This is a genomic window from Rhizobium sp. BK313 (genome assembly GCF_014193655.1).
GTDB lineage: Bacteria > Pseudomonadota > Alphaproteobacteria > Rhizobiales > Rhizobiaceae > Rhizobium.
In genome coordinates this window covers 39,492-65,097 of record NZ_JACHZQ010000010.1, presented here as the reverse complement: position 1 = coordinate 65,097, position 25,606 = coordinate 39,492, and the positions used below count along the sequence as shown (strand labels likewise).

Annotated in this window: 20 protein-coding genes and 1 pseudogene; 16 read left to right on the top strand and 5 right to left on the bottom strand. The window is 57.1% G+C overall.

Going from position 1 to position 25,606, the window contains the following annotated elements; all coding sequences use genetic code 11:
* The first annotated feature begins 82 nt into the window (after window positions 1-82).
* From FHT86_RS34125 to FHT86_RS34065, 13 genes are all read left to right on the top strand, one after another.
* Entirely contained in the window at window positions 83-838 is a 756-nt protein-coding gene (locus FHT86_RS34125) for an alpha/beta fold hydrolase (protein WP_166656668.1), read from the top strand.
* On the top strand, window positions 835-2,754 hold the full coding sequence (locus tag FHT86_RS34120; protein WP_133704317.1) for a TRAP transporter large permease subunit: 1,920 nt from the start codon (window positions 835-837) through the stop codon (window positions 2,752-2,754). Before FHT86_RS34125 ends, FHT86_RS34120 begins: the two co-directional genes overlap by 4 nt.
* Before the next feature lie 51 nt (window positions 2,755-2,805).
* A complete protein-coding gene (locus FHT86_RS34115) occupies window positions 2,806-3,843 on the top strand; it encodes a TRAP transporter substrate-binding protein (protein ID WP_133704381.1) in 1,038 nt (345 codons plus the stop codon).
* Window positions 3,844-3,870: 27 nt separating this feature from the next.
* Entirely contained in the window at window positions 3,871-4,839 is a 969-nt protein-coding gene (locus FHT86_RS34110; protein WP_133704318.1) for a D-2-hydroxyacid dehydrogenase family protein, read from the top strand.
* Between the two features lie 32 nt (window positions 4,840-4,871).
* On the top strand, window positions 4,872-5,615 hold the full coding sequence (locus tag FHT86_RS34105; protein ID WP_133704319.1) for an HpcH/HpaI aldolase family protein: 744 nt from the start codon (window positions 4,872-4,874) through the stop codon (window positions 5,613-5,615).
* Window positions 5,616-5,624: 9 nt separating this feature from the next.
* Window positions 5,625-6,380 (top strand): fumarylacetoacetate hydrolase family protein, encoded by a 756-nt coding sequence (locus FHT86_RS34100; RefSeq protein ID WP_133704320.1) that lies wholly within the window; start codon window positions 5,625-5,627, stop codon window positions 6,378-6,380.
* Between the two features lie 84 nt (window positions 6,381-6,464).
* Window positions 6,465-7,622, top strand: a complete 1,158-nt coding sequence (locus FHT86_RS34095; RefSeq protein ID WP_133704321.1) for an iron-containing alcohol dehydrogenase — start codon at window positions 6,465-6,467, stop codon at window positions 7,620-7,622.
* 48 nt (window positions 7,623-7,670) lie between these two features.
* Window positions 7,671-9,386 carry a dihydroxyacetone kinase family protein gene (locus FHT86_RS34090; RefSeq protein ID WP_133704322.1) on the top strand — a complete coding sequence of 572 codons (1,716 nt, stop codon included), beginning with the start codon at window positions 7,671-7,673 and terminating at the stop codon, window positions 9,384-9,386.
* 195 nt (window positions 9,387-9,581) lie between these two features.
* A complete protein-coding gene (locus FHT86_RS34085) occupies window positions 9,582-11,471 on the top strand; it encodes a TRAP transporter large permease subunit (RefSeq protein WP_166656669.1) in 1,890 nt (629 codons plus the stop codon).
* Between the two features lie 30 nt (window positions 11,472-11,501).
* Entirely contained in the window at window positions 11,502-12,536 is a 1,035-nt protein-coding gene (locus FHT86_RS34080) for a TRAP transporter substrate-binding protein (protein WP_133704324.1), read from the top strand.
* 34 nt (window positions 12,537-12,570) lie between these two features.
* Complete coding sequence (locus FHT86_RS34075) at window positions 12,571-13,230, top strand: HDIG domain-containing metalloprotein (protein WP_183869021.1); 660 nt, start codon at window positions 12,571-12,573, stop codon at window positions 13,228-13,230.
* A 199-nt stretch (window positions 13,231-13,429) separates the two neighbouring features.
* Window positions 13,430-14,326 carry a fructose bisphosphate aldolase gene (locus FHT86_RS34070; protein WP_133704326.1) on the top strand — a complete coding sequence of 299 codons (897 nt, stop codon included), beginning with the start codon at window positions 13,430-13,432 and terminating at the stop codon, window positions 14,324-14,326.
* Window positions 14,327-14,418: 92 nt separating this feature from the next.
* Window positions 14,419-14,883 carry a transposase gene (locus FHT86_RS34065; protein ID WP_312862632.1) on the top strand — a complete coding sequence of 155 codons (465 nt, stop codon included), beginning with the start codon at window positions 14,419-14,421 and terminating at the stop codon, window positions 14,881-14,883.
* Window positions 14,884-14,907: 24 nt separating this feature from the next.
* Here the strand turns inward: FHT86_RS34065 and FHT86_RS34060 are convergent, their stop codons facing one another.
* The 4 genes from FHT86_RS34060 to FHT86_RS34045 form a co-directional block, all read right to left on the bottom strand.
* A complete protein-coding gene (locus tag FHT86_RS34060) occupies window positions 14,908-16,266 on the bottom strand; it encodes a hypothetical protein (protein ID WP_133704328.1) in 1,359 nt (452 codons plus the stop codon).
* A complete protein-coding gene (locus tag FHT86_RS34055; RefSeq protein WP_210298168.1) occupies window positions 16,235-17,254 on the bottom strand; it encodes a nucleoid-associated protein in 1,020 nt (339 codons plus the stop codon). Before FHT86_RS34055 ends, FHT86_RS34060 begins: the two co-directional genes overlap by 32 nt.
* Before the next feature lie 439 nt (window positions 17,255-17,693).
* Entirely contained in the window at window positions 17,694-18,341 is a 648-nt protein-coding gene (locus tag FHT86_RS34050) for a hypothetical protein (RefSeq protein WP_133704329.1), read from the bottom strand.
* Between the two features lie 453 nt (window positions 18,342-18,794).
* Window positions 18,795-22,373 carry an ATP-binding protein gene (locus FHT86_RS34045; RefSeq protein WP_133704330.1) on the bottom strand — a complete coding sequence of 1,193 codons (3,579 nt, stop codon included), beginning with the start codon at window positions 22,371-22,373 and terminating at the stop codon, window positions 18,795-18,797.
* 439 nt (window positions 22,374-22,812) lie between these two features.
* On the opposite strand from FHT86_RS34045, the gene FHT86_RS34040 reads away from it, so the two are divergent.
* Window positions 22,813-23,184, top strand: coding sequence for a hypothetical protein (locus FHT86_RS34040; RefSeq protein ID WP_133704331.1), 372 nt, complete (start codon window positions 22,813-22,815; stop codon window positions 23,182-23,184).
* A 178-nt stretch (window positions 23,185-23,362) separates the two neighbouring features.
* On the opposite strand, the gene FHT86_RS34035 is transcribed toward FHT86_RS34040, so the two are convergent.
* Window positions 23,363-24,592: a hypothetical protein gene (locus FHT86_RS34035; protein ID WP_133704332.1), complete on the bottom strand. Its 1,230-nt coding sequence runs from the start codon at window positions 24,590-24,592 to the stop codon at window positions 23,363-23,365.
* A 175-nt stretch (window positions 24,593-24,767) separates the two neighbouring features.
* Between FHT86_RS34035 and FHT86_RS34030 the strand changes: the two genes are divergently transcribed.
* Both FHT86_RS34030 and FHT86_RS34025 read left to right on the top strand, forming a co-directional pair.
* The gene (locus FHT86_RS34030; RefSeq protein WP_183869019.1) at window positions 24,768-25,070 is read left to right on the top strand and encodes a hypothetical protein; all 303 of its coding nucleotides are present in this window, start codon (window positions 24,768-24,770) and stop codon (window positions 25,068-25,070) included.
* 353 nt (window positions 25,071-25,423) lie between these two features.
* Window positions 25,424-25,606 (top strand): annotated as a pseudogene (locus tag FHT86_RS34025) (ISNCY family transposase); the annotation flags it as partial.

Sequence of the window (25,606 nt, the reverse complement as noted above, 5' to 3'; positions counted from 1 at the left end):
CGGAAAACAATCGATTTTTTCCCGCGCTCGCATGGTGCTATCTATCTCACCGAGGATCGATAATACGTCTTGGGAGGATGGGATGCCGATACTTTCGGTAAACGATGGAGAGATATTCTATGAGGAGAGCGGGCAGGGCTATCCGGTCTTGCTGTTCGCGCCCGGATTTCTCGGATCGCGCATAGAGCGTTGGTACACGAACCCATCTCGCCCGGGCGTTGAGCAAGACTGGCGTGATCCCATTCCATTGTTTGAACCGCATTTTCGCGTTGTTCGTTTAGATGTCCGCAACGCTGGCCGTTCTCGCGCGAGCGTCGGGCCTGATTACGATTGGTCTTCCTACACCGCCGATTATCTGGCGCTCCTGCAGCATCTCGGGATCGAAAAATGCCATGTCATGGGCGGGTGCATCGGCGTTTCCTTCGCGCTTGCCTTGGAACAAGCCGCACCTGGGACAATATCGGCGCAGGTCCTGCAAAACCCGATCGGTCTCAGTGAGACCAATCGAGCGACCGTCGATGGCGAGGTCGCACATTGGAAATCGACGCTTGCGAACCGGCCGGATATCGACGCATCGCTCTTGCGCGCGGCAGGCGAGCGGATGTTCGCGACCGACTTCATCTTCAGCGTGACCCGTGAATATACGGCGACCTCGTCCGTTCCCACGCTGTTGATGCCTGGCGACGATACCATGCATCCGGTGACGGTTTCGGCCGATCTCGCGCGCCTCACAAGGGCCGAGGTGCTGACCCCATGGAAGGGACCGAAATATCGGGATGCAGCCGTTGAACGCGCCCGGGATTTTCTGCTTGAACACACGCCGGAACAGCCGTCATGACCTTGAACCGATTTTCCGCCAAGGACGAAAGCACCATTTCGGGGCCGGATTTCGAAACGCTGGGGCTCGACATTGCTCGTCACCGCTTTCGCCGTCCCCTCGACGCCTTCGCGCTGTCAATCGAGGTTTTCGTCGTTCTTGCTCTCATCGTCAACATCGTTGTGACTTTCTCCAATACGATGCTGCGCTTCATCCTTGGTCAGGATTTGCCATGGGCTGCCGACGTCTCGACGCTGCTGCTGTCGATCATCACATTCCTTGGGGCGCCGGCCTTTATGCGGCGCGCCTCCGGAATGGCCTATATGGCCGTTATCGATCAGATGACAGGCTTCCCGCGTGACCTTCTGAGGAGCTGCGGCTACTTGTTCGTCATTGCGCTTTGCGTTCTTTCGCTTTCGGTCTTCCCAGCCTTCTTTGCCGCACAGGTTAGGCAAGTGCTGCCGGTTCTACAAATGTCGCTTGGCACCGTTGCGATCTGGCTCGGCATCGGTCTTGTGTTGACGATCGTCTACACACTGGAGAAATTGTGGGACGTTTCCGGGGCGGCGCTCGGCGCCGCCTTGGCTGTAACCGTTTCGCTCGGCGCGCTCGTATTGCTCCTTCGCAGCGGCTATTATTCCGGCGCGCTTGAGCTCGATCCCTTCCTGCCGATCCTGGGCTTTCTGATCCTGGCATTCGTGGCGGGTACGCCGATCCCCTTTATCCTGGCAAGCGGAGGCGCTCTCTATTTCGTCATGACCGGCGATGCGCCACTCGTCGGAATCCCGTCGGCATATCAATATGGGATCAGCAGTTTCGTCCTGCTCGCCATTCCTTTCTTCATGGTGGCCGGATCGCTGATGGATGTCACTGGCATGGCACGCAAGCTGATCGACATGGTCCAGGAGTGGGTCGGTCACTGGAAAGGCGGGCTGTTGATCGCCGAGATTCTTGCGACCTACGTCTTTTCGGGCGTCAGCGGTTCGAAGGCAGCCGATATCGCGACCGTGGGGGCTGTCATGAAAATCCCGATGCGCGAGCGCAATTATCCCTCAACCGAATTCGTCGCTGTCCTGGCGGCATCCGCAGCCATGTCCGAAACCATTCCACCATCCGTTGCTATGTTGATTTTGGGGTCGGTGACAAGCCTTTCGGTCGGAGCATTGTTCGTCGCAGGGTTTTTGCCGGCCGCGATCCTGGCCATCGCGTTGATCATTGGCGTCGTGTTGCGGGGACGCACACGAGAATGGCCCGCGGGCGTGCCCTTCAATCTTCGCCGTGCCGCGCGTAGCATACCGCCGGCACTCCCTGCGCTCGGCGTGCCGGTCATCGTCATCGGCGGATTGCTCGGCGGGGTCGCCTCGCCGACCGAATCCTCCTCCTTCGCCGTTGTCTACGGATTTGCCGCGGCGTTCATCTTTTACCGCAGCGTCGGATTGGCTTCCTGCTGGCGGGCCCTGCGGGAAGCGGCCTTGGTCGCGGGTATGGTGCTGCTGATGGTCGCTATGGCCAACCTCATGGTCCAGGCCATCGTCGTCGACGGTCTTGGAGCCACCATGGTTAGCCTCTTCAGCAAGGCGGTCAATCCAACGATCTTTCTGTTCGTGAGCGTCGCGGCGTTGATCGTGATCGGCTTTGTTTTGGAAGGGTTCCCTGCGATCCTGATCTCCGCACCTATACTGCTGCCGCTTGCTGTAAAGCTTGGCGTTGATCCGCTGCAATTTGGCATCCTGATCATCATGGCGACCGGCATTGGTGTCATGATGCCGCCGATCGGCATTGGCTTCTATATCGCCTGCACAGTCGGCGAAGCCCCCATCAACGCAACAATGCGCTCGAGCATGTACTACAATGCGTTCCTTCTTATGGGCGTCGTCGTCGTCATCCTCTTTCCGCAAATCACGACTTGGCTGCCAAGCCTGTTTGGCATGCACTGATCCTCACAATCGCTAAGAAACGCATAAGCTCAATCATACCGGGAGGGTATAATGGCAAAGACGCATCTTAAAATCGGCGAAGCGGCGACAAACCGCCGCGAATTTCTCAAGCTGTCGGCCGCAGCGGGGGCCACGCTAACGTTTGCGGGGCTTGCGACGCCGGCGCTCGCTCAACGGGCTCGCGTCTTTCGCTTTGGCAACCCGCAACCGACGGATTCGAACTATCACAAGGCCATGATGATGTTCGCGGAGGAAGTGGCAACTCTTTCGTCCAACAAGATGAAGATCGAGACCTTTCCGAACTCGCAGCTTGGCAGTATCAAAGAGATGCTGACGGGGGTTCAGCTCGGGACATTGTCCATGACGAATGCCACGCCGGCATGGTATTCGAATTTTGTCCGTCAGATGGACGTGTTCACGCTACCCTTCCTGATTTCCTCTCCCGACAAGCTCAAAATATCGTTCGATGGTGCGTTCGGCAAGCAGATCGAAGCCTTGTCGGAAGATGCCGGCTTCAAGATTCTCGGCTCTTGGCTCATGGGCGCCCGCCACATGGTCAACAATGTGCACCCGATCAATACCCCTGCCGATGTCGCTGGCCTGAAGTTCCGTGTCATTTCCAGCCAGGTTTACCTGCAGGCGTTTCGCGCCATGGGCGCCAATCCCGTAGCCCTGGATTCTGCTGAAATCTATCTCGCCATGCAGCAGAAGGTCGTGGACGGCCTGGAATACCCAATTCCCGATCTGATCAATGTCAAGCTCTACGAGGTCTGTAAGTACGTGTCTCTTACGAACCACGTCACGGATTTCTTCGTCGTATCGATGAACAAGGGGCTCTGGGACGGTCTGTCACAGGAGGAGCAAGGAATCCTGCAGTCGGCCATGAAGAAGTCCATGGACTGGGAGTGGCAGATACAGCCGCAGACCACGACCTTGGCCGTCGAAAAACTCAAGACCCTTATGCAGATCAACGATATTACACCAGAAAACCGCGCGCTGTTCGTCAAGGCGACACAGCCGGTCTACGAGCAGTTCCAGAATTCGATCGGAAAGGACCTGCTCGATCTCGCCGTCAAGGAATTGAGCTGAGAGATTGGTCAGCAGGAGACGATACAAATGACCAAGATTGCCGTTTTGGATGACTGGCAGGGCGTCGCCCGCGCCAGCGCCGATTGGAGCCTGCTGTCGGCGCGCGCGGACGTGACCTTCTTTGAGGATGCCCTGTCGGACGAGGAGGCGATCGTCAGGCGGTTGCGTGACTTTGACATCGTCATGACGATGCGCGAGCGCACACCGTTTCCCGCCAACCTCATTGAACGGCTGCCAAATCTGCAAATGTTGAGTGTGACCGGTATGCGCAATCGTTCCGTCGATCTGCACGCCTTGGAGGCGCGTGGTGTTACGGTCACCTGCACGCAGGCCGGTGAATCAGGAGAGGCGACGGCGGAACTGGCACTCGCCTTGATGCTTGCGGCCGCCCGTCGGCTTCCTGCTGGAGACGCGGCGATCAGGGCAGGTGGGTTTCAGGGGGGGGTAGCGCCGGGCTTTACCCTGCACGGAAAGACGCTAGGCCTGATCGGTCTCGGGCGCCTTGGTTCCCTGGTCGGATCCTATGGCAAGGCTCTCGGCATGCGGGTGCTTGCGTGGAGCCCGAACCTGACGATGGAGCGTGCGGTGGCCTCCGGTGTAGAATATTCGGCAAAGTCGGAGCTCCTGACGGAGGCCGATCTCATCAGCATTCATATGGTCCTAGCGCCCGAGACGATAGGAATCATCGGCGAGCGCGACTTGTCTCTGATGAAACCCGGCGCGGTGGTTGTCAACACGTCGCGCGGCCCGCTGATTGATGAACCCGCGCTGCTTGCAGCACTCGCCGCCGACAAGATTACCGCCGCGCTCGATGTTTTCAGCCAGGAACCTTTGCCCGAGGATCACCCTTTGCGAAGGTCAAGAAACGCTATTCTGTCGCCGCATCTCGGCTACTGCGTACGAGAGAATTTCGAAGTGTTCTACCGGCAGTCGATCGAGAATGTCCTTGCCTTCCTCGACGGCACACCCATCCGCCTGTTGGCACAGGCGAAATAAGCACTCATTCCAGCACATCAAAAGGCATTGCGATGATCAACACCGAGACCAAGCAAATTCCAAACATCGTCAAACAGTCAGCAGCTACAGGCGAGATGATCCGTGGTCTCCATTTAACTTTCCCGGCGCCGACGATCATCGAAGTCCTTTCCTTGCTTCAACTGGATTTTGTCTATCTCGATGGGGAGCATGGATCCTTTGAGACGAGGGACCTCGAAGCCGCATGCATCGCCGCCGAGCGGCACGGCATCGTTCCGATCGCCCGTGTGCCGGATCGGTCTTCAGCAACGATCACGCGGTTTCTCGACCGAGGCGTACGCGGGATTGTAGTGCCGCACGTGGATTCTGTCGACGATGCGAAAGAGGCGCTGTCTGCCGTCTATTTTGCGCCCTTGGGTGATCGTTCGTTTGGTGGGGGCAGACCGTTTTTTAACGAGATCAGCGATTTGCCCGGTCATTTGGCCGCCTGCAACGAAAACGTATCTGTCGGCATCATGATCGAGAGCACGCAAGGGCTGGCCGCAGCGCGTGACATAGCGGCCCTTCCCGGGGTCGACTATTTCAGCTTTGGTCTTAACGATCTTGCCCAATCGCTGGGACACGCGGGAGAACCTGGCCATGCAAACGTGAAGCGCGTAGTGGACGAGGCCAGCGCTCACATTCGCGCGGCAGGAAAGCCGATCCGGGAAGACTTCATGACCCTAGCCTGGATCAACCAAGTGCTTCTTGCCGGCGCTCGTCAATTGCTGGTCCAGCCGTCAAACAAGGCCTATTGAGGGGCTTTTATGAAGCGTGAAGACATACAGAAGGCTGCCGCGCTGCTGGCGAAGTCGCGGCTTGAGGGTCGATTTTTGAATGAGTTGCCATTGGAGGCGAGGCCTATCGCCTTCACCGATGCGGTGGCCATCCAGACCGAAACGGCCAGAGTTCTCGGCGAAAAAATCGTCGGCTACAAGGTGACGGGCGTCCAGCCGGAGACGGTGACCTGGGGAGCAATCCTCGCGTCGCGTCTCCTTGCACATCCTGCAACGATGCCAGCAGCGTCTGTGCCGCTCCTGGGTGTCGAGGCAGAAATAGCCTATCGCCTGAACATCGATCTGGAAGCGCGGCATCGGCTTCTGACGCTGAACGAGTTCGATGAGATAACCACCGTCATACCGGCGATCGAAGTGGTCGACACGCGCTTTCTTAGCTATCTCGACGCGCCTTTGATGGATCGCAACGCCGATTTCATGTCGAACGGTGCGCTTATTGTCGCCGACCCCTGGCTATCGAGCGAAGACACGGATTTCATCAAACTTCCGGTGACGCTTGAGCGCTCCGGTGTGACAGTGGTGGAAACGGTTGGAGGCCATCCGGCCGTAGATCCGCGCCTGCCCGCACTTGCCTTCTTCCAGTCGGCCGATCGCCCTGATCGGGTCGCGGCTGGCACGATCATCACGACCGGCACCTATACTGGCCTCAATTACTTTGAACCAGGCGATATCGTTTCGGCATCCTTTTCTGGATACGGGACACTCGAGGTCAGCTTTACGCGGTGACGGCCGCACGCGCTTCCCAATATCGCTACCGAGCATGCCGAATGGCGATTGGTCGCGGAAACGATCCTTCAGCATGAGGCTACAATGACATTGAACTTTGACCTGCGAAACACCACACGGATCGTGTTTGGGCACGGGCGGATCGCCGATCTGAACGAATTGGTCGGGCGGGACGAAAGGATACTGCTTCTGTTTGGAGGCGGTAGCATCAAGAGCAATGGCGTTTACGACGAGGTCATACGGGCCTTGCCATCTCGCCATGTCGTTGCATTCGGCGGCGTCGAGCCAAATCCCGAATATGACACGATAATGGCTGCCGGCAGACTGGCCAGGGCCGAAAACATCACATTCGTCCTTGGGGTTGGTGGAGGATCTGTCATCGATGCAGCGAAATTTCTTGCTGCAGTTGTTCCTATGGAAGCGGACGATCCCTGGGATGCGCTGGTCACCGGTGATGCAATAACCAGCCCACTGCCGAACGGAGCCGTCCTGACATTGCCGGCGACTGGTTCGGAGAGCAATCCAGTGTCGGTCATATCGCGCCGCAGCCGCGGCCTGAAACTTCCGTTTGCGATCGAACTGGCACGACCGAGATTTGCGGTGCTCGATCCTTCGACCACGCGATCGTTGTCGCGCCGTCAACTAGAAAACGGCGTAGTCGACGCGGTGACCCATGTGCTTGAGCAGTACCTGACGCAGCCAGCAAATCTGCCGGTCCAATATGGGTTCAGCGAAACGCTGTTGTCGGCCTTGTTCGAGGCAGGACCTCGCCTTATCGACCACCCGACGGATGATGCGCGGGATACCGTCATGTGGGCGGCTAATCAGGCACTTAACGGACTGATCGGTGCGGGCGTGACACAGGATTGGTCGACACACATGATCGGTCACGCCATCACAGCGCTCTACGGAATAGATCACGCCCGCTCGTTGTCGCTTGTCATGCCGCATCTTTTGCGCGACCGCTTGGACAGCAAGCTGGCAATGCTGTCACGCTTTGGCCAACGCGTCTACGGACTCCATGGTGACGACGACCGTGCCATTGCGCTTCAGGCTATCGACTTGCTCGAACGCTTCTTCAGCCAGATGGGATGCCCCGTTCGCATGCGCGAACTGCCTGGAACGCGGTTCAATGTCGAAGACATCATTAATCATTTGGAGAAAGCGCATCAGCTGCCGCTCGGAGAGAAGCGCGACATCGCGGCCGAGGATGTCAGGCGAATCCTACGCGCTGCCACCTAGCGTCGTGCTTGAAGTCAGTATTATCTCATTCTCTTCGGATTAGCTGCGATGAAAAAGCTCATAAACAACCCGAAATCCATTGTCAGAGAGATGCTGGAGGGAACCGTTGCCATGTCGCACGGCCTTGCCATCCTGCGTAACGAGAACGTCGTCATCCGCACGGATCTCCCTGGCAAATTGAACAGGAAGGTTGCGGTCATTTCGGGCGGCGGGGCTGGCCATGAGCCGGCCCACGCCGGTTATGTCGGTCCAGGGATGCTGTCGGCCGCAGTCGTGGGCGACGTCTTCACGTCACCGAGTGTCGATGCCGTTCTCGCCGCTATTCGAGCAGTCGCCGGCCGCGCCGGAGTGCTTCTGATTGTCAAAAACTACACCGGTGACCGACTTAATTTCGGGCTCGCTGCCGAAATCGCGACCGCCGAGGGCATTCCGACGGAAATGGTCTTGGTCGGCGATGACGTTTCATTGCGCAACACCGTGTCGCTTGACAGGCGTCGCGGTATCGCCGGCACCGTGTTCGTTCACAAGCTCGCTGGCGCCGCTGCAAATGCGCGTTTGCCGCTGGTAAAAATCGCGGCGATCGCGAGACAAGCGGCAAAAGATGTCCGAACGATGGGTGTCGGTCTCGGGACCTGCATCGTTCCAGCCGTCGGCCATGCCGGCTTCGATCTCGGCGAAAACGAAATCGAGTATGGGCTCGGCATCCATGGCGAGAAAGGCATTCAGCGCATGCCGATGAAACCGGTCAATCACATCGTCGACGATGTTCTCGAGGTCATTTTATCGGATTTTGGCACCTCTGCGCCGTCTGCGTGCGCGCTGCTTGTCAACGGGCTCGGCGCAACGCCGCAGATGGAGCTCGCGATCGCTTTGCGCCACTGCCTTGAGGGGCTGGGAAACCGGGGGATCAACGTCGAGCGAGCTTGGTGCGGAAATTTCATGACGGCTTTGGAAATGCCGGGGTTTTCGCTGTCGGTCCTGCCCCTGGACAGCGAGCGTCTTAATCTGCTCGATGCCAAGGCTGACGCCGCCGGCTGGGTCGGAAGAGGCGCGGTTCGGCATCCAGCTTTTGTCGTCGATGACGCAGCCCCGCAGTCCGGTTCAAGACGCGAGGCACAGGCGGGGCCGCTGTCGGCAAAGCTGAGGTCGGTCGCGCAGCTGATCGCTCAGGCTTTGGACGAAGCCGAGGTGGAGCTGAGCGACCTTGATGGAAAGGCCGGCGATGGTGATCTCGGTGCGAGCATGGTCCGTGGGGCGGACGCGTTGCGGTCGCTTGATGCCGCGAGCTTCGCAACGCCGTCGCAGTTTCTTACTGATCTCGGAACGGCCGTGCGTCGGGCCATTGCCGGCAGCTCCGGTCCTTTCTATGCAACGGGACTTGTTCGAGCGGGGACGTTTCTCAAAGGGAACGACAATCCAACGGAAATGGATTGGCTCAAAGCCTTTGCAGCCGCGATCCAGGCTATCTCGGACCTCGGAGGCGCCAAGCGCGGCGATCGAACAATGCTCGACGCCCTTTATCCAGCCCTTGATGCCTGGGCGAACGCGACATCCTCCGCGCATGCTCCCGCCGACGGCTTCGCCGCGGCGGCCCATGCGGCCGGTCGCGGCGCTGCGGAAACAGCAAATCTGACGGCGCGCGTCGGACGGGCGAGCTACCTTGGTGAGCGAGCATTGGGTTTTGTCGATGGCGGTGCGTGCGCCGTTGCGATCTGGATGAAGGCAATCGAAAGGACGTTGCATGTTTCCGATTGTTGCCACTGACAGCACCTGGATGTGCAACGATGTCACTCAGCGCATCGTCGATACGCCTATCGGCTTTTTCCCTCCTCCCGACGATCGTGGTCGATGCCCTGGAATGCTGATCGGCTCAACCGTTGCGATCGCAAGATGTCAGTCGGCCGTCAGCGTCAGGGCGGAGTGCCGAAAGGACGCAGCAAATGCACAAGGGGGGAGCGCATGATAGTTGAGGTGGCTCCGGTCAGCCAGGCCGAAATCCATGGCGCCGAAGGGGATTTTCAGCCGGCACCACAGTGGCTGCGGTGGATCGACAACATCGCGATTGCGGTTCTCAACGTCTCTTTGGTCGCGCAAGTTCTTCTTATCTTCGCAAGCACCATACTGCGCAGCTATACCAACTCTCCGCTGGTTGTTGGCGCGGCGGAGACCGCCCATCCTTTCCTCGTAACGATCTCTTTTCTGGGGGGTGCTGTCTCCTACAGCCGTGGCAATTTTGTCGCCATTACCTTTCTTTCTGACAGGATGCCGGCGAACGTCAGGCCATTCCTTGCTGCCTTGGTCGAGTGGACCGTCATTTTGGTCACTGGCTTGACCGCTTACTACTCGGTTCCGCTGCTGTTTTCGAACCTCGAAGAGACCACGATCGTCCTGGGAATAGGCTATGCGTGGCTCACCGTTCCGATCACGCTTGGATGCGTCCTCTTCGTCATGCACGCCTGCGTCCGGTTACACCGGCTCCCGCTCATCGCCGTCGCCTCGATGTTCTTCGTTCCGGCGCTTGCAGTTGTTGTGCTTTTGGCCAGCCAGGACGCCTTGAGTGCCAATCTCCCAGCGCTCTATGCCGTTCTCGGCGGCATGTTCGTGATCCAATTGATCCTCGGTATTCCGATCGGATTCGTCCTTGCCACGACCGGAATTGTCTGTGTTCTGGGATCGGAGTCCTCCGACATGGTGGCGGTCGTCACCAATGCGCAACGTGGCTCTGATGGCTTCATTCTGCTGGCGCTTCCGTTCTTCATATTTGCCGGCTTTATCATGGATCGCGCCGACATCGGCTCGCGGATCGTGAACCTCATTGTCGCATTGATTGGTCATGTTCGCGGTGGATTGCTGCAGGTTATGGTCGTGGGTTGCTACCTCGGCTCGTGCATTTCCGGATCGAAAGCTGCCGATATGGCGATGATCGGCATACCAATGTCCAAGCAGCTCGAAGAGGAAGGCTATCCTGCTCCGGAGCGGGCAGCGGTGCTGGCGGCGGCGGCCGCAATGTCAGAATCCGTGCCACCCAGCATCGCGCTTATCCTGATCGGGTCGGCAACGGGGATATCGACAGGCGCGCTATTCGTCGCCGGCGTGCTTCCGGCTGCAGTACTTGCCCTGTTTCAAATGCTGCTCATCCGCGTTCGCGCGTCGATGTTTGGCTGGAAGCCGCGGCCACGGGCGCCGTTGAGCCGCGTGGTCTCGACAGGCCGCAGTGCATTCTTTCCGTTGCTCCTGCCGGTCATCCTGATCGGCGGTATCATTGGCGGCTTTGGCACCCCGACCGAAGTTTCGACGTTTGCTGTGATCTACGGGATCTTTCTTGGCCTGCTCTATCGCAAATTTACGCCTGCCGCCTTCTGGGAAACGCTGACCAGGGCCTCGATGCTAAACGGGATGGTGTTCTTCACGGTGAGCATGGCAACGGTGTTCTCCTGGGCGCTCACGCTGGAGGGCGTGACGAGCTCGCTGGCCGATTTCGTCAGTCACTTCGGTCCGACGGGCTTTCTGTTGGCGGTGATCGTCATCTTCGTTCTGGTCGGTGCCGTCCTTGAAAGCTTCGTGACGATCATCATTCTGGCACCATTGCTGATGCCTGTTGCGATATCGCTGCACGTCGATCCGCTGCACTACGGCATTGTCATGGCGGAGGCGTTCGGGATCGGGGTCGTCCTGCCACCGGTTGGCATCGCACTTTATGTTGCCTGCAAAATTACCGGCGCGCGCGTGGAGCCAACCAGCCGAATATTGCTTTGGTACCTGAGCGTCCTTGTCATCGGGCTGCTCGTACTGGTGGCCGAACCTTCAATCACAACAATCCTGCCCAGGCTATTTAACGTCAAGGGTTAAGGGCAGCAAGAGAACGAGAGGAGCGTTATCATGTCACTATTCAAGCATTCCCGCGGCGCAGGCAGCGGGTTGATCTCACGCCGGCAGATCCTGAAACTTGGAGCCGCCCTTGGGGCGGCGGCCTCCATCCAACCGATCGGCGTAGCGCGAGCCGCGGCGGCAAAACGATTGCGATTGGCTCATCCGGCGCCTACCGAACACGGCTGGCATCTCTGGGCGCTTGAATTTAAATCGCAGATCGAAACACTGACGAGTGGCGGGATGACCGTCCAGATTTTCCCGAACGCGCAGCTGGGCGGCGAGCGCGATATTGCGCAAGCAGTCCGTCGGGGTTCGGTAGAGATGGGCGGCATCGGTGTGGGACTTTCGGGATGGGTCCCGGAAATGTCGATCACCGACGCGCCGTTTCTCTGGAAGACACGTCAGCAGGCCTACAAAGCCTTTGCAGGCGAGTTCGGCGACGACCTGCGCAAGCTTTCGCTGGACAAGGGCTTTAATCTCGTCGGTTGGACCGATCTTGGGTTTCGTTGCATGACCAACAATGTCAAACCGATCATCAAAGCCGACGACATGCAGGGTTTGAAGATGCGTGTCCCAAATTCACGCGCCTATATTGCTCTGATCCAGGCGCTGGGCGCGTCGACGGTCGCCGTCGATCTCAGCGAACTCTATCTCGCACTCCGGCAAGGCGTCGCCGATGGTCAGGATACACCGGCGCCCGTCGTGAAATCCACCAAGCTTTATGAAGTCCAGAAATTCGTTTCCAAGACTGATCACGTGCTGACGACGGCCTACATCGTGATCAATCCCGATGTCTACAACAAGTTGTCGGACAGCGAGAAAGAGGCATTCAACAAGGCCTCCCAGGCCGCCGACGATCATGTAAGGGCGATCACCGTGCAGCAGGAAAGCGAGTCTTACAGTTTCTTTGCGGCAAACGGTCTGCAGGTCGCCACGGATGTCGATCGGGAATCGTTCCGCGCAAAGACCGCTTCGGTGTTGAGCAGCAATCCCGATCTTTTCCCACCAAACTTGATCGCGTTGGCCAACGCAACTGCATCGTAATTCATCCCAGTCGACATAACAGCGAGATCTATTGATGGAACAGACGATATCACCGGCGGCAGCAAGTGCGGCCGCCAGGCAAAGACGCCCAATCACAGATGAGCTGCGCGAGCGCGTACGCCGGGATCTCCCAGAGATTGCCGAGATCAACAATGACGAGCTACGCAGCAAGGTCGTCGAAGCCTGGTCGTTTTCGCTAGCGGGAACAAGTTACGAGTCTCTCGTCGATATGCCGGCTTGCGGCGTGCCCGGCATATTCGAGGCAAAAAGCGGAAATCAGACGGACCATTTGCGCGCGGTCACCCGCCAGGCCATTCTTGTCGCCGACGACTACATCAAAAACTTCCCGCAGCTGGACATCGATCGCGATCTGGTCATCGCCGGTGCGCTATGCCACGATATCGGCAAGCCGTGGGAATTCGATCCGATAAACCGGCAACGGTGGAAATCGTCGCCCCACACAGGGCGGCCGGCAATCCGGCATCCAGCCTATGGCGTTCATATCTGCCTGAGTGTCGGCTTGCCGGAGGAGGTGGCGCATGTTGCCGCTGCCCACTCCTCCGAGGGTAACATGGTTGCTCGCAGCATCGAAAACGCCATCATTCACGCGGTCGATGAAGCCTATTGGCAGGTGATGACCGCCGGCAATCAGGTTGATCCCGACACGATACCAGCTGCGTTTCGCCGCCCCTAGAGCGTTGAACCTTGTGTTGATTGCCCCGTTCGGTTGGCAAGCCAATGGGAGGGCGCCTCTCGTGCGCCCTTACCCAATTGACGACCGACGAGGAATGCAATCGGCACAACGAAGTCGCGCAGGGACAGCCCGTGCAACTTTAAAATCTTTGGCCAGCCCAAAAGGTGCAAACGCGAGAATGTCACAAGGAGAGAGAGAGATGGTCGACGCTAAGCAGATGTCGCAAATGGCCGAGAAGAAGGGCTTTATCGCCGCCCTCGATCAGAGCGGTGGTTCCACTCCAGGCGCCTTGCGTCTCTACGGGATCGCGGGTTCGGATTATAGCGGCGACGAGGAGATGTTCAGACTGATGCACGAGATGCGCGTGCGCATCATGACGGCGCCCAGTTTTTCCGGCGACAAGGTCATCGCTGCCATCCTGTTCGAAAGGACCATGGATGGCGAGGCTGAGGGCAAGCCGGTCCCTTCCTATCTGTGGGAGGATCGTGGTGTGGTGCCTTTCCTCAAAGTCGATAAGGGGCTGGCCGCCGAGGAGAATGGTGTGCAGTTGATGAAGCCGATGCCCGATCTCGATGCCTTGCTCGCCCGCGCGGTGAGAAAGGGCATCTTCGGCACCAAGATGCGCTCGGTGATCGCCGATGCGGCCAGGACCGGCATCGCCGCCATCGTGAAGCAGCAGTTCGAAGTCGGTCGACAGATCCTCGGCCACGGGCTCATCCCGATCATCGAGCCGGAAGTCTCGATCAAGAGCCCGACCAAGCAAGAGGCGGAGGCCATCTTGCGCGACGCGATCGCCAAGGAACTCGACGCCTTGCCGTCGGGCACGCAGGTCATGCTGAAGCTCACCATCCCGACCGTGGCCGATTTTTACGCTCCCCTGATCGCCCACAAGGCGGTCACCCGCGTCGTGGCCCTGTCGGGCGGCTACAGCCGCGTCGACGCCTGCGAGAAGCTCAGCCATAACCACGGCATGACCGCCAGCTTCTCGCGCGCTCTGACGGAGAGCTTGAGGGTTACGATGAGCGACGCGGAATTTGACGCGGACCTCGGCAAAACCATCGAGCAAATCTACACCGCGAGCGTCATCAAAGTCTGACTTCGGAACTCGATCGGCGCGATGGAGGAAACTCTCCTCGCTGCCGGGCAGTCGGACGCATCCGAGCAGGCCGACTTGTTCGGAAGAGGATTATGAAAGAGCACCAGCTATATCGACGTCAACATAGCCGGTGTATAGCCATGGACATTATCAGAGACCGTCGAGTGAGCCGCCTGGAGATTGTGGACAGCACTCGCCGTCGCCGCTTCAGTGATGAAACCAAGCTTGCGATTGTTGAGGAGAGCTACTCCGGTCCCCGGCAGGTGACGGCTACAGCTCAGCGTCGCGGAAATACACGCTTTCAGTTGAATAGCTGGCGCAAAAGCGGCGCGGTAAGGAAGGCTCGGCAATGGTTTTCTACATCGTGTCGCCATCTTTGGTTCGCACTTACACAAAACGCAACAGCAGACAAACCGCCCAGATGTTCCATAATAAACCTTATGCACCTTTCGGCTGTAGGGGGGTACATTCTATTTCCAAGTTGTAAAACCGAACTCGAAAGGACCACAGCCGGAAAATATGTGACCAACCTGGAACGTAGTGTGTCCGCAGCATAAATCGTGCCAATCACCCGGCGGCGCTCAACTTGAATGCAACGCGCCTTCATTTGTCTTCTTGACGCTACTAGGCTGCGTATTTCCAACCAATAGCAGCACGACGGCGAGCACGACTACCGCTGCACCGCCAGCCCACGCCGCCGTCTTAAAGGCCGTCTCCGCCATCCCCGTCGGCCCACGCACGAGACGCTGGTATTCGTCCTTCGGGAGAAACTGGTAAAGTCGAGGTTGCCAGTGCTGTCGCGCGTTCCTTTGCAAACGCACGAACTGCCAGCCCGATGCAATCACCATCCCGACGTACACGACCGCCACGAACATCAGTCCGTCGATGAGCAAGACGTTTGCCGAGGATGTCAGTTTCGCCGCAATCAAACCCATGCCAACGGCGAGCGCTCCGGAGACAGCGGTCACCGTCTGGCGTGTCGCTTCTGTGACCTTTGAAGTTTCTTCCGTCACTGCTTTACGCAGTTCCGTCAGCGCCTTGAGAGTGTCGGCGCCTACAGCAGCCAGCGACATCTCGTAGGCAATGCGAGCGCCTTCCAATGCGACTTCGATATCCTGCTGGACGACCTCAGTCGCGGACTTGGACCCCACACCCGAACGCGCGATCTCGGCCGCCAGAAGAGCGTGCCGCGTCTCAGTGTCCCGCTCACTTTCAAACACCCACGAGGCAGCATGCTGAAGGTTATCAAATGCTCGCTGTCGAGCGAACGCTTTGACCTCTTCCTTGGAAGGCTTTGTCAAGGAGAGCCGCGGCGGTCCGCGGAATTTGAGTGCCTCCGTTTCGATCTCTATCTCATTAGGAAGGGTTCGTATGAGCGCCTCGGTCGCCATTTCAGACCATACCTCCCGGTATCCATCGGCAACGCCGCGATCGTCGTCCGGATTACGCAGAAGCCAGCGCCCAACGCGATCCGGCACCCTTCGTTGGGATCCGTATTCGCGAACTAGAAAGCGCGGATTCTTTGTCGACACCGGCTCGGGCGCTTCATCATCCCTGCCCCATGGTAGAAACAATGTGTCCCAGGTTCTAATTGGCGAGCCGAGCCCCGCAACCCACCACCGCTTTTGGCGATTGCTCGTATCTTCCACCAGTTCGCCGAAACCTTGCAGAGAGAGGACCAGCAACGTGTCGTTGATCGCGGGCTTTGCGATGACGAGCCTGAAAGGCGCCAGGGCTTGATCCAACTCCTCTGGTTCCCACACCGTCCCTTGTCCGTCCGCGAGTGAACAGCCCCATGCCAGAGCGGCGCATACATTGGCGATGTCGCGTGCCTGGAGTGCGCTCAGGTTCGATACGGTGATCGCCTGCGCACTTTCCCGGACAAAGCCACCCTGAGCGTGCGCAGCGTCAATGAGACGCCCTAGATCCCTCGCGGACAAGCCTGTCCTCCGTCACGTGCGCGGTTCTGATTGTAATCGTCTCGCTACCGTCTGCGGAACGATCCCGCTGAACGATCGCGCGATCCGCGTCATCGGGATAGAGGACGACGACGCCTTCCGTGGTCGCGACGCGGCGAAGAGGCGGTCTCCGCAGCACCGTGCGATCCGGCGGAAAACTGAGTCCGTCAAGTTTTGCCGAACTCAACTTGCGTCGAAGACGCCTCTGTATGTCCGCCATCACGACTTCATTCCCCTGAGCTTCGGCAGCGGCGACCACAACCTCGCCAATAACCTCCCCGCTAATAAACTCCCGGTCTCGCAGGCCATCCTGGGCGCGCCGAAAGGCTCGGGCGACATCCCGATCAGGCAGGTGCTGCCGAATTTCATCGAGCGTCGCGCGCAGCAGGTTCCGGACTGTTCTCGTAAGCTCCTCGTCGCTTCGGGTACGCTTGATCTGGAGGAAACGGGCGAAGTAATCGGCGATCTCGATGCCCGGCGCCATTCGGTCCTTTGCAGAGACCGCGGCACCCGCGACACCCCCCGTCACTCTCGCAATCGCTGACTTCTGAATCGCGCGCTTCTCTGCAACGAAAGCCTGCATAATCATCCGCAGCAGGTTGGCGCCACCCGCTCCAGACTGCTCGATAACCTGCTGATAGTCGTATTTTATAAGACTATATAGACGGGTATGCTCGTCGTCGCATCGAAGCTCGAACACGAAGAAGGCGCCTGCCCTGCTGGTCCCGTCGTGCAAAAGGGAGAAAAGTCGTGAGAGTTCCTGGGCTCCTGTCTCGAAGGACTCGGCTCCCGTCGCGATTTCTTCGAGGTGTCGTTTCGTCGTTGAGTCCTCGTTGAACTCGAACACCGCCGCAGCGTCCGTATCCTTGATGCGATCAAGGAAGAAATCCGCGTACTCGACTGGGCGAACCTGTTGCACCTCGAAATCCTCGTCACTGACGACATGGAGGATCATGGTTTCGATGCGCAATGACTGAAGCTCTTCGTCTGTAAAATATCCCATCTTTGACTTCCGCGCCGCAATATTCTCGAAATTCAATTTCGCTGTCACGCGAGAGATGGATCGCTTATACAACCATGAGTCGCAAGCGAATTGTAGAGCGAAGTGAAACCGACCTGACGTCGCTTTATGCGGCGCTGCCTAGACGACGACATTCAATGTGCCCTGATGGCAAGGCGAATCAGTTCCGGTTTGAGGGTTGATCAACTCTCGATCGACAATCAGCTGAATGCGCACAGGCTGGCTGGAGCGGTGGTAACACGCGCAGGAACTTCCCGCGATGGCTGTATCGAGATAGAAAGGAAAAGCATTATCTGCAAGCGTTTACTGCGATGGCAACCGAGCGTTCTCACGAGACGGAGGCGTCGCACTCCCCTCCTCCGTTCTGGTCGCCAGATGCAACGACGTGTCACCACGTCGTCGGATTGCACGACATCCGCAATTTGGGCTTCGGTCCCGGTCCAAAGAAACGGTTCGCCAACCATCGAGACATTATCGGCGTGACTTTGAGTGGGCGGTCGTCCAACGCATTGAATATCTCCACCTGTCGTTCTGCCAACGACATATCGACCTCGATGCCGTCAAATTGTACGTTACCGAACGTGCGCCTTACTTCGCTTGCAACCGCCGAACTATATACACAAGTTGGATAAACGAGGCTCGACGGCGCTATGGCGAACAGGATTCGCTCAGTCATCGCGATGATTTCCTGAGGGTTCGCCATGACCGACTGGCAGATCACCAACACCGGTTTCTCAATTACAGCAACCTCGATCATCTCTCCCGGAATGCTGAATGCCGGGCCATCCTGGCCGGGATAGGCCATCCTGTGGGTCCATAGGCATGCGACGCCTGAAAGGTATCCGTCGAGTTCCTTGGCGAGAGCAGCAGTATATTCTCGAAAATCTCCACCGTTGCCAGCGAGATACAGCGAACCCTCATAACTGCAGAGTGTTCTCAGTCGGGCCGGACGAAGAGCCGCGACGGCCATCTCGACGTCGCTGCGCTGGATAGGACCGTGCAACAAGGTATCGATCGCTTCGGTGCTATTCATCATTCGCTATATCATCCCCATCCTTGAACGCCTGAGACAAGGAAAAGGTGCCGAAGCACCCGTCTCCGGAGCACCTGTCCAGCATCGGTCTCCGGAAGGAGGTCGATGAGGGGCGAGCGCTCGACATGGCGATTAAAGAGGATGCGCCGTCGATCCAGCGCCCGCTTCTCGATCGCCGTGGCACGTGGGGCGACAGCTTGCTAGAGGATTGAGCGCTATTTCTCCCCTACCCGGTTAATCCTGTGGATATTCCCCGATGTTCATATTGCGTTCGTGCTGGGAGTTGGCAAATTGGCCAAGAGTTTAGTAAAAAGTTTCGCATACATCCTGACGGAGATGCGAATGGCGAAGCTGAAAGTTGAATATCGAGGCAATCTTATCCGCTTCTCAAGTCCGTCAGGCTTCCTATTCTTGATCCCCTGGGTGATGCAAGCCCGTTGTCGAATCTTCCCCAATCTACTGGTCTAATGAGGGCTCCTTTCTGAACGTGCTGATCCGGATACCATCACCGAACAAGGTTGGCGCGAATGACGAGATGATCTTCCGCTCCTTCAGCCATGAAACGAGTTGTTCGTTAACTGGATCTGCGTCGACCCTCGGAGACCTCCCATAGGAGGCTATGTCGCGGTATGGCGGGGGCAATCCTTGGAGCACATCGCGCACCTCCCCTCCGGTCAGTACGCTGTGCAACTTATTGAGCAAAGATATCTGGAGCGATTCCGGGCCGGAGTTCAGGATAACCGCGCGGACGAAATTCGATCCGTAGTTCTTCGCCACGATCGTTGACCGATCCAGGATGGGACCCATGGCAGAGGCGAGCGAGGGATTGCTGGAGACAAGATCTGGATCGATATCCGCGATGATTGTCATTTTTTGGGTGTCGGCGAGATCGGAATTCAGTAGCCTCTCGCGAATTTTATTGTCGATCGAGAATTCGTCTCGTTTGGCTACATACGCCTCGAAGTTCAATTTTACGAAGAGTGCCTTAAGGTTCTCATCCTCAATCTCCGTGAAATTTTCGGCGGAGAAATTCGTCTTCCGCTCCTCGATTAATATCTCTATTTTTTTCGGGCTAACCTTAGGAAGAGCCTTGAACGACCTCGGCAGTCTCCGGACATATGACCTGTAGATGTTGTCGGCCAGAGCGTCATTCTCAATTAGGAACTTTCGCAACGGAAGCGCGCTTTCCCCGTCCGGGATCGCTTCCCGGGACAGGACTTCACTCGCTCCATTACCCTGCAGGTAGGCAGTGAGAATTTCGGGGCTGAAAGCCTCACTGGAGAGAAAGGCCAAGCAGTTCTGCCACGTGCTCTCAATCTTCGATTCCTTCATCAGAGAGGAGTGAAACGCTGCCGGAACGCCCTCGAACGAGGGGAATATAGCTGTCTGCATGCTGAGGAAGCCCGAACGAAGCTCGATACCTACCTCATCGTGGCCTAGCACCTCGATGATTGCGGGCAGATCTTCGGCTGTATTGGTCTCATGTTTGAGCAGAAGGTCGCGGACATAGATCTCGAAGCTGGAGCCAATACGCTTCAGAAGTGGGCCATAGTTGGCTGCACGCAGAGAGGAGAAATGCTGGGTTTCTAGGTTGCCTAGATTTGGAAACCTGACAACGTGCTCCATAATATGTCGAATGTTGCCAATGGAGACCAAGTAGAGCCCTTCCGATGCGACATATGCCACCACATCATCGTGATCTGCGAGCGCTGAAATATCGCCAATGTGGACCTGCAGAGCTTTGAGGAGGTCCAAATCGAAGTCGACGTGTTCGCCAAGAATCCTGCTCATTTCCTGGGAAGCAAATCGCGCCAACGCGACGCCAACGGGGGTTCCGCTCGCAAGCGCACCCTTCGGAGCGTATGCGAGAATTCTAGCTGCGTGCGATATACCTTGCGCACTTCTCAAGGCGACTACCGGGAAAGAAGGCCACCTACTGACCAGCGTGGAAATCAATCGATCCACGTGTGTACCGCGGGCATAATAGATCGAAAAGAAGTCCTCGCATTCGTCGAAGTGGGAGCCGATGAACTCGACCGCGCTGGTAATATGGGCCGGATACTGATTAGCGTTCCCCCACAGGTAGTCGACGATGAAGCGATTGAGAACGTAGCTCCGACCGAAATCGTCCTCGCGCATCGAGGCGATGACCTCGGAAATATTGTCGAGCGGAAAGTCAGGCTTAGGGTTGTTGAAGCTGCGGATCTGGATCAGGAATTTGTTGTCATTGGGCGATAGCCGCCCACTGTGGAAGAGCGAAGTATACTGGTAGTAGGTATCGTCCAGATGCCCTTCCAAAATGAGAAATTTCAGAAGTTCTCGGCTTTCTCCGACCTCGGCAAAAACTTCTTCTATGAGCGCGGAACTCTCCCTCACGACCTCATTGAATTTTCTCGCCCGCAAGGAAGCGAGCTCAGTCTTGAGTTCCTGGGATTCCTTATCCATCTTCTCCTTGTGATCAGCAGACCTGTGCTCGATAAGCTCCTTGCGTTCGACAAAGGTCCTAGCGGGGTCAACCGCTGCCTCTACTCCATGGAGGTCCACGTTCGTACCGTAGCCGTTATCGCTCGTGGCCCTGATGGAGCTCTGCGACAGAATCTTCTCAAACTCGGCATGCTTCGAGAGCTGGCCAAGAGCGAGCCTCCCATACTCAGTAAGCAAGTACGTGTGTTGAGTCGGAACGCGCTCTATTATCGCCATGGCGTAGACACTGCACAGTTCCGAGAGATCCCGAACGTGCTGCTCTTCGCTGCTGACGAGGTCCGCTTGAATTGCGGCAAGCTTGGCACGAATCCTGTCCCCCGCTTTCTCTACGAATTCATCGTACCGGATCAGCACTGTGGCAAGCGCGCCTTCCTGTCGATGTAGCGCGGCAAAGTCCTTCGGGATGACATTCTTGTAGATCAAGACGGCAAGCAGTTTGTTCGGATCCAGTGCACCATCTCTGTCCGCCCGTAAACTTGACGCGTAGATCACGTATTCGTTGAATATATTGGCGATGAGTCTCAGATCACTTAGATACCGAGACACGTCACGAATGAAACGCCGATCCAGTCGAGCGTCGAGATCGATGCGCTGGGTATGCTCAAGAACCTTATCGATCGAATTGGAATGGTTTATCACCGGAATGACGGGAACAATGAATTCGAAAAACTTGGTCCTATCCGTGTTGATGAATATGTCGTCTCGGAGAGCGTAAAGGAATCGTATTCGCCGATGTATGTCGGCGTTCTCGTTCACCAACGCGTTTATCTCGCGCAGCGTGACAAAAATGTCGGGGTTGTCGAACCGATCCAAGTCTTCGATCACAACCAAATCGTATTTAGTAGACTGGAAGAAGTAGATGATCTCGTCGAGGTGCCTATTAAGGATAGATTCCTCGTCCGCTGCTTTCGGTGCGATCTGTATGTCCTTGAGAGAGATGCTCTTCAGCGATAGGCCTAAGCTTTTCAAGTATATGCTATGAACTAACCGCCATACGAATATCGACGCGATAGTAAACGACACAATGTTGAACCAATTGGTCAGGTCGAACGGCTTGAAAAATTTTCCGGAAATCACATCGGACTGATTGGTAAAAATATACCACAAACAGAACATCCCTACGGAGACGGCCAAAGAACTGGCTGCGGACCATCCCTTGGGGATCTGAATCCTTTTAAAGCGCGACAGCGGCAGTCTGTCCGCATCGGCGCCATACAGAATTTGCTGCAAGATACTTCTTTCGATTTCCTGCTTGCTGACCCGAACTCCCGGGACCTCGCCTTCCGGAAGGAAAGACGCCAACGACAGCTCCAACGCGGGTCTTGGGTATTTCAAAAGAAAGGACTTGATGACGCTGCTTTTTCCCGACCCGTAGGGACCGGTGAGCGCAATGTTGAGCACCTCGTCATTGTTCGTAGCGAACTCCAATGCCTCATAGTAAATCCCGGTGTGATCGGCGTTCCTTGTCGGAGCCAGATCGACAAATTTGCTGACGGGAAGTTTAGAGGGCTTCCGGAAGAGGAATTTCCAAATGCATAGGAAAGGATTCACCGAAGGATTTCCGTGGTTCGAATTGCGTCTGTACATCAGGCTTCAGCCGACACAGCAACCGCGAGGCGCGGCAGCGTTCATTGAAATCTCTATCGAAAGAGTCTGATCTGACAACGCCCCGGCAAGTAAAGAATTCAACTATCCCGTGATATCTGAGGCCCCTTCGATCGTAGGCCTAGCAACTCCCTTTGGGGTTGGCTGCGGCGACCGATCATCTAGCGCTCTAAGCTGACCACGGACGGATATGTTCTCCGCGAAAATCGGTTCACTTTACCGACTATCCGATCGCAGGGACGAGAGATCAAGCTGATAGTCCAAGTCAGATCTCGACTTAGACAGCAGCACTTCGCTGCATTCTGCTGATTATAGAAAGAAAACAGCACGTTTACCGTTATGGTCCCGTGACGTTGATTGACGCGGGTCTCATTACGGCCGCGCCGTGGGCCAGCTGCCAACGCTCGCCGCGAGCGCAGATAAACTCGAAGAACTCCTCCTGAGACAGGTCTCTGTGTCCTGGATCGGGCACGGCAAGCTACCATTCACGTTCGTCAATCTATCTTCGCATTCAAGTTTCGCGAACGCGACGCCCATCAACCTTGATCCGTTCTCGATTGCGCGGTTTAAAACCCGCATCCTAAGTGAACACAATCGAAAAGCGAGGTTCATCGGTTCGGCCTGCGACATCAGCCATGCGGCTACCGCTCGTCAGAAGATCCCCGAACCGAATGGCGGCAACCTCGCTGACCCAGACATTGATCATGAGAGCCGGATTCACGCCCGCCGGCGAATCGAACAGGGTGATCCAAACTGACAAGATTCACAGCTCGAAGCAATTTTTTCGCGCGCCGCGAAGGGAGGCATTGAGGTCATAGAATCGGGACATTCGCCGACGCACGTCAGCTTCAGTTTGGCGAACGAGACCTAACCTTGTAGCCAGTGCGAACGAAAAAATTATTGGGACATTGGTGCAGAGACTAAGTTGTTAATCTCTAAGTGCCGGGTTCGCTGCCCATTTCCAACAATGCCGATCGGACACGAGGCCGCAGCGCGTTCACAAAAGCATTCGTTCGCTCCCGTAACCATGAGATCGCTCGTTCTCGATCCGCCGGGTTTTCGAGGTTTTTCAATGCCAAGCGCTCGACAATCATCGGGCGCTCCGGAGAGAAGTCCACCGTCGCGCCGGGTAGGTCCGACGAGATTTCCGCAGCTTGGGACGCAAGCATTTTCGATGCGCGCTCGCCGGCGGAATTGATGTTGGACGAGAGTGCCAGACCGGCGACATTCTTACTCGTGTCGCGATAGACCGTGATCCAGCTCGAACCGCCTGGCGCCCCTAATTTGAATACGACATGCCCTCCAAGCGAGGGACGCGGCACCGGCTGCTGAGGATCGTCAAGCCGAAGCCCGGCCAGAAAGTCACTCCAAAACGCGAAGCGGAGTTCCCTTCCACGTATCTGGGCCTGTTCGCGCTCAGGGTCGACGGATGTTTCTTCGAAGGTATCATCGATCACTGTCATGTCGTCCGGAACATTGATCACCGTTCGGGCCACGGTAAGTGTCCGGGCAAGGACCCGCGGAACGACCAGGCGGCTCCCGTCCGGCGCTTGATATATTGGCATCTCGACAAGCCCCAGCGTAAAATGAAGTCCCGCGTGGACCTGCAGATACTCCGCGATTGCCTCTACTCCCTCCCTGATGCCGTCTCCAACGATCAGGAGCAGGAAACGCCCGCGACGGAGGTTGGCCGTCAGCGAGTCATTGAACGCGATCTCGTCAATCTCGTGCCCCGCTTCCCGGACGATATCGAGCAGAACGTTCCCTTTCCTTCCAAGCCGTCTGCTGGCTTCGCGCTGCAGGTCCGATGCCGACCACTTAGTAAGTTCCTTGGAGTAGTCGAGGATCTGCCCGATCACTTCCCGACGGCCTTCCGGGTTCTTCCAGAGTTTGCACTCGACGAGAACCGGAAGTCCGCTTGGCGTTACCAGCAGATTGTCTATCGGGCCTGCCGGTGTCGTCAGTTCCCTGCAAACGGCGATGGGGCCTGCAAAGAGAGGGTCAATTTCCGCGATCGGGAGGCAAGCGGGATGCCGATGGACGATGCCCTGTATGTCCGCCTCGCTCAGTCCATGTCCGCCGACACCCAGTGCAAGCGGGGTCATCGGCGTGATGTATTTGCCATCGGACGAAATGACGAGAGGTGTCGCGTGCTGTCTGGTCATAGTTCCTGCCAATCTTGTTCGATCGGGAGGCTGGAACTGACTCAGCGGCGGCGCAATCCCTCACCCACAAACTTACCAAGATTTGCACAGAAACATTTACGCATTAGTTGTCCGAGCGCTTGCAGAATGTTATCCGAAGGTTGCAGCAAACCTCTGTGGTTTCGGGTAGTCACCCATGAAAAAAGTTTCCTCGGGTTTTCAACTTACCGCATCCGACCTGGTCGGTCATTTGAACTGTGGGAGGCTTACCGCGCTCGACATCAAGGTTGCTTCCGGAGAGCTCGCGAAGCCTCACGTGTGGGACCCGATGCTCGAAATTCTGCGGGAACGAGGCTTCCGTCACGAGCAGGGGTTCGTGGACCACCTGAAGGGTACGCGGATGCCAAGCATCGTAGATCGCGGACAGGAAAAGGTCTTCATAAAAGCGGTCTCGGCTCAAGCGACACCTCAATACGTTAGCTGCGAGAATATGCTATAACTGCGGGAACGATCGAGGTAGTAGCACGATTTCCATCCGGTTAGAGAGGCGATGATAGTCGAGAAGACGGGTTGTTGAGCCGGCGCGAGTGTAGCTCGCTAGCGCAGGGAGTGAGCCCCTTTTTGGTCAACGGGCAAAGTCTTACCGCTATCTGGCAATGCCCGATGCGACCCCGTAGCCAATTCGCCAACAAAATCAGCGTTTCTCGGCAAGGCGTTGGTGCGTCTAACACTCGATGCGCTGGTCAACGCCAACGTTGGGAGCAAGGATGACGACCTTCAGCCTGGTTGAGAAGATGAGCGGTTGGAGTCGTCATGTCCTGTTTGATCACCATGTCACGGAAGGATTGCATCGTTTTGCACGCGACGAAGGCGTATTTGCAGCAATGGGGCAAGCCTCTGGGATTTTCAGCGAACAAGCACGGTGCCTTTCGTTCGACCCATGCGTCGCAAAAAGATCGGACGAGCGGCCTGACGCAGTTCGGACGCGCGCTCTATGAACTCAATATCGATATCATCTGTGCCAACACCCCGCAG

Bases quoted from the DNA above. Each gene is read 5' to 3' on its own strand.
- FHT86_RS34065 (WP_312862632.1), top strand. From the start codon at position 14,419: ATGAAAGAGCACCAGCTATATCGACGTCAACATAGCCGGTGTATAGCC.
- FHT86_RS34095 (WP_133704321.1), top strand. From the start codon at position 6,465: ATGACATTGAACTTTGACCTGCGAAACACCACACGGATCGTGTTTGGG.
- FHT86_RS34100 (WP_133704320.1), top strand. From the start codon at position 5,625: ATGAAGCGTGAAGACATACAGAAGGCTGCCGCGCTGCTGGCGAAGTCG.
- FHT86_RS34080 (WP_133704324.1), top strand. From the start codon at position 11,502: ATGTCACTATTCAAGCATTCCCGCGGCGCAGGCAGCGGGTTGATCTCA.
- FHT86_RS34120 (WP_133704317.1), top strand. From the start codon at position 835: ATGACCTTGAACCGATTTTCCGCCAAGGACGAAAGCACCATTTCGGGG.
- FHT86_RS34050 (WP_133704329.1), bottom strand. From the start codon at position 18,341: ATGATGAATAGCACCGAAGCGATCGATACCTTGTTGCACGGTCCTATC.
- FHT86_RS34115 (WP_133704381.1), top strand. From the start codon at position 2,806: ATGGCAAAGACGCATCTTAAAATCGGCGAAGCGGCGACAAACCGCCGC.
- FHT86_RS34035 (WP_133704332.1), bottom strand. From the start codon at position 24,592: ATGACCAGACAGCACGCGACACCTCTCGTCATTTCGTCCGATGGCAAA.
- FHT86_RS34075 (WP_183869021.1), top strand. From the start codon at position 12,571: ATGGAACAGACGATATCACCGGCGGCAGCAAGTGCGGCCGCCAGGCAA.
- FHT86_RS34125 (WP_166656668.1), top strand. From the start codon at position 83: ATGCCGATACTTTCGGTAAACGATGGAGAGATATTCTATGAGGAGAGC.
- FHT86_RS34085 (WP_166656669.1), top strand. From the start codon at position 9,582: ATGATAGTTGAGGTGGCTCCGGTCAGCCAGGCCGAAATCCATGGCGCC.
- FHT86_RS34030 (WP_183869019.1), top strand. From the start codon at position 24,768: ATGAAAAAAGTTTCCTCGGGTTTTCAACTTACCGCATCCGACCTGGTC.
- FHT86_RS34110 (WP_133704318.1), top strand. From the start codon at position 3,871: ATGACCAAGATTGCCGTTTTGGATGACTGGCAGGGCGTCGCCCGCGCC.
- FHT86_RS34105 (WP_133704319.1), top strand. From the start codon at position 4,872: ATGATCAACACCGAGACCAAGCAAATTCCAAACATCGTCAAACAGTCA.
- FHT86_RS34090 (WP_133704322.1), top strand. From the start codon at position 7,671: ATGAAAAAGCTCATAAACAACCCGAAATCCATTGTCAGAGAGATGCTG.
- FHT86_RS34070 (WP_133704326.1), top strand. From the start codon at position 13,430: ATGGTCGACGCTAAGCAGATGTCGCAAATGGCCGAGAAGAAGGGCTTT.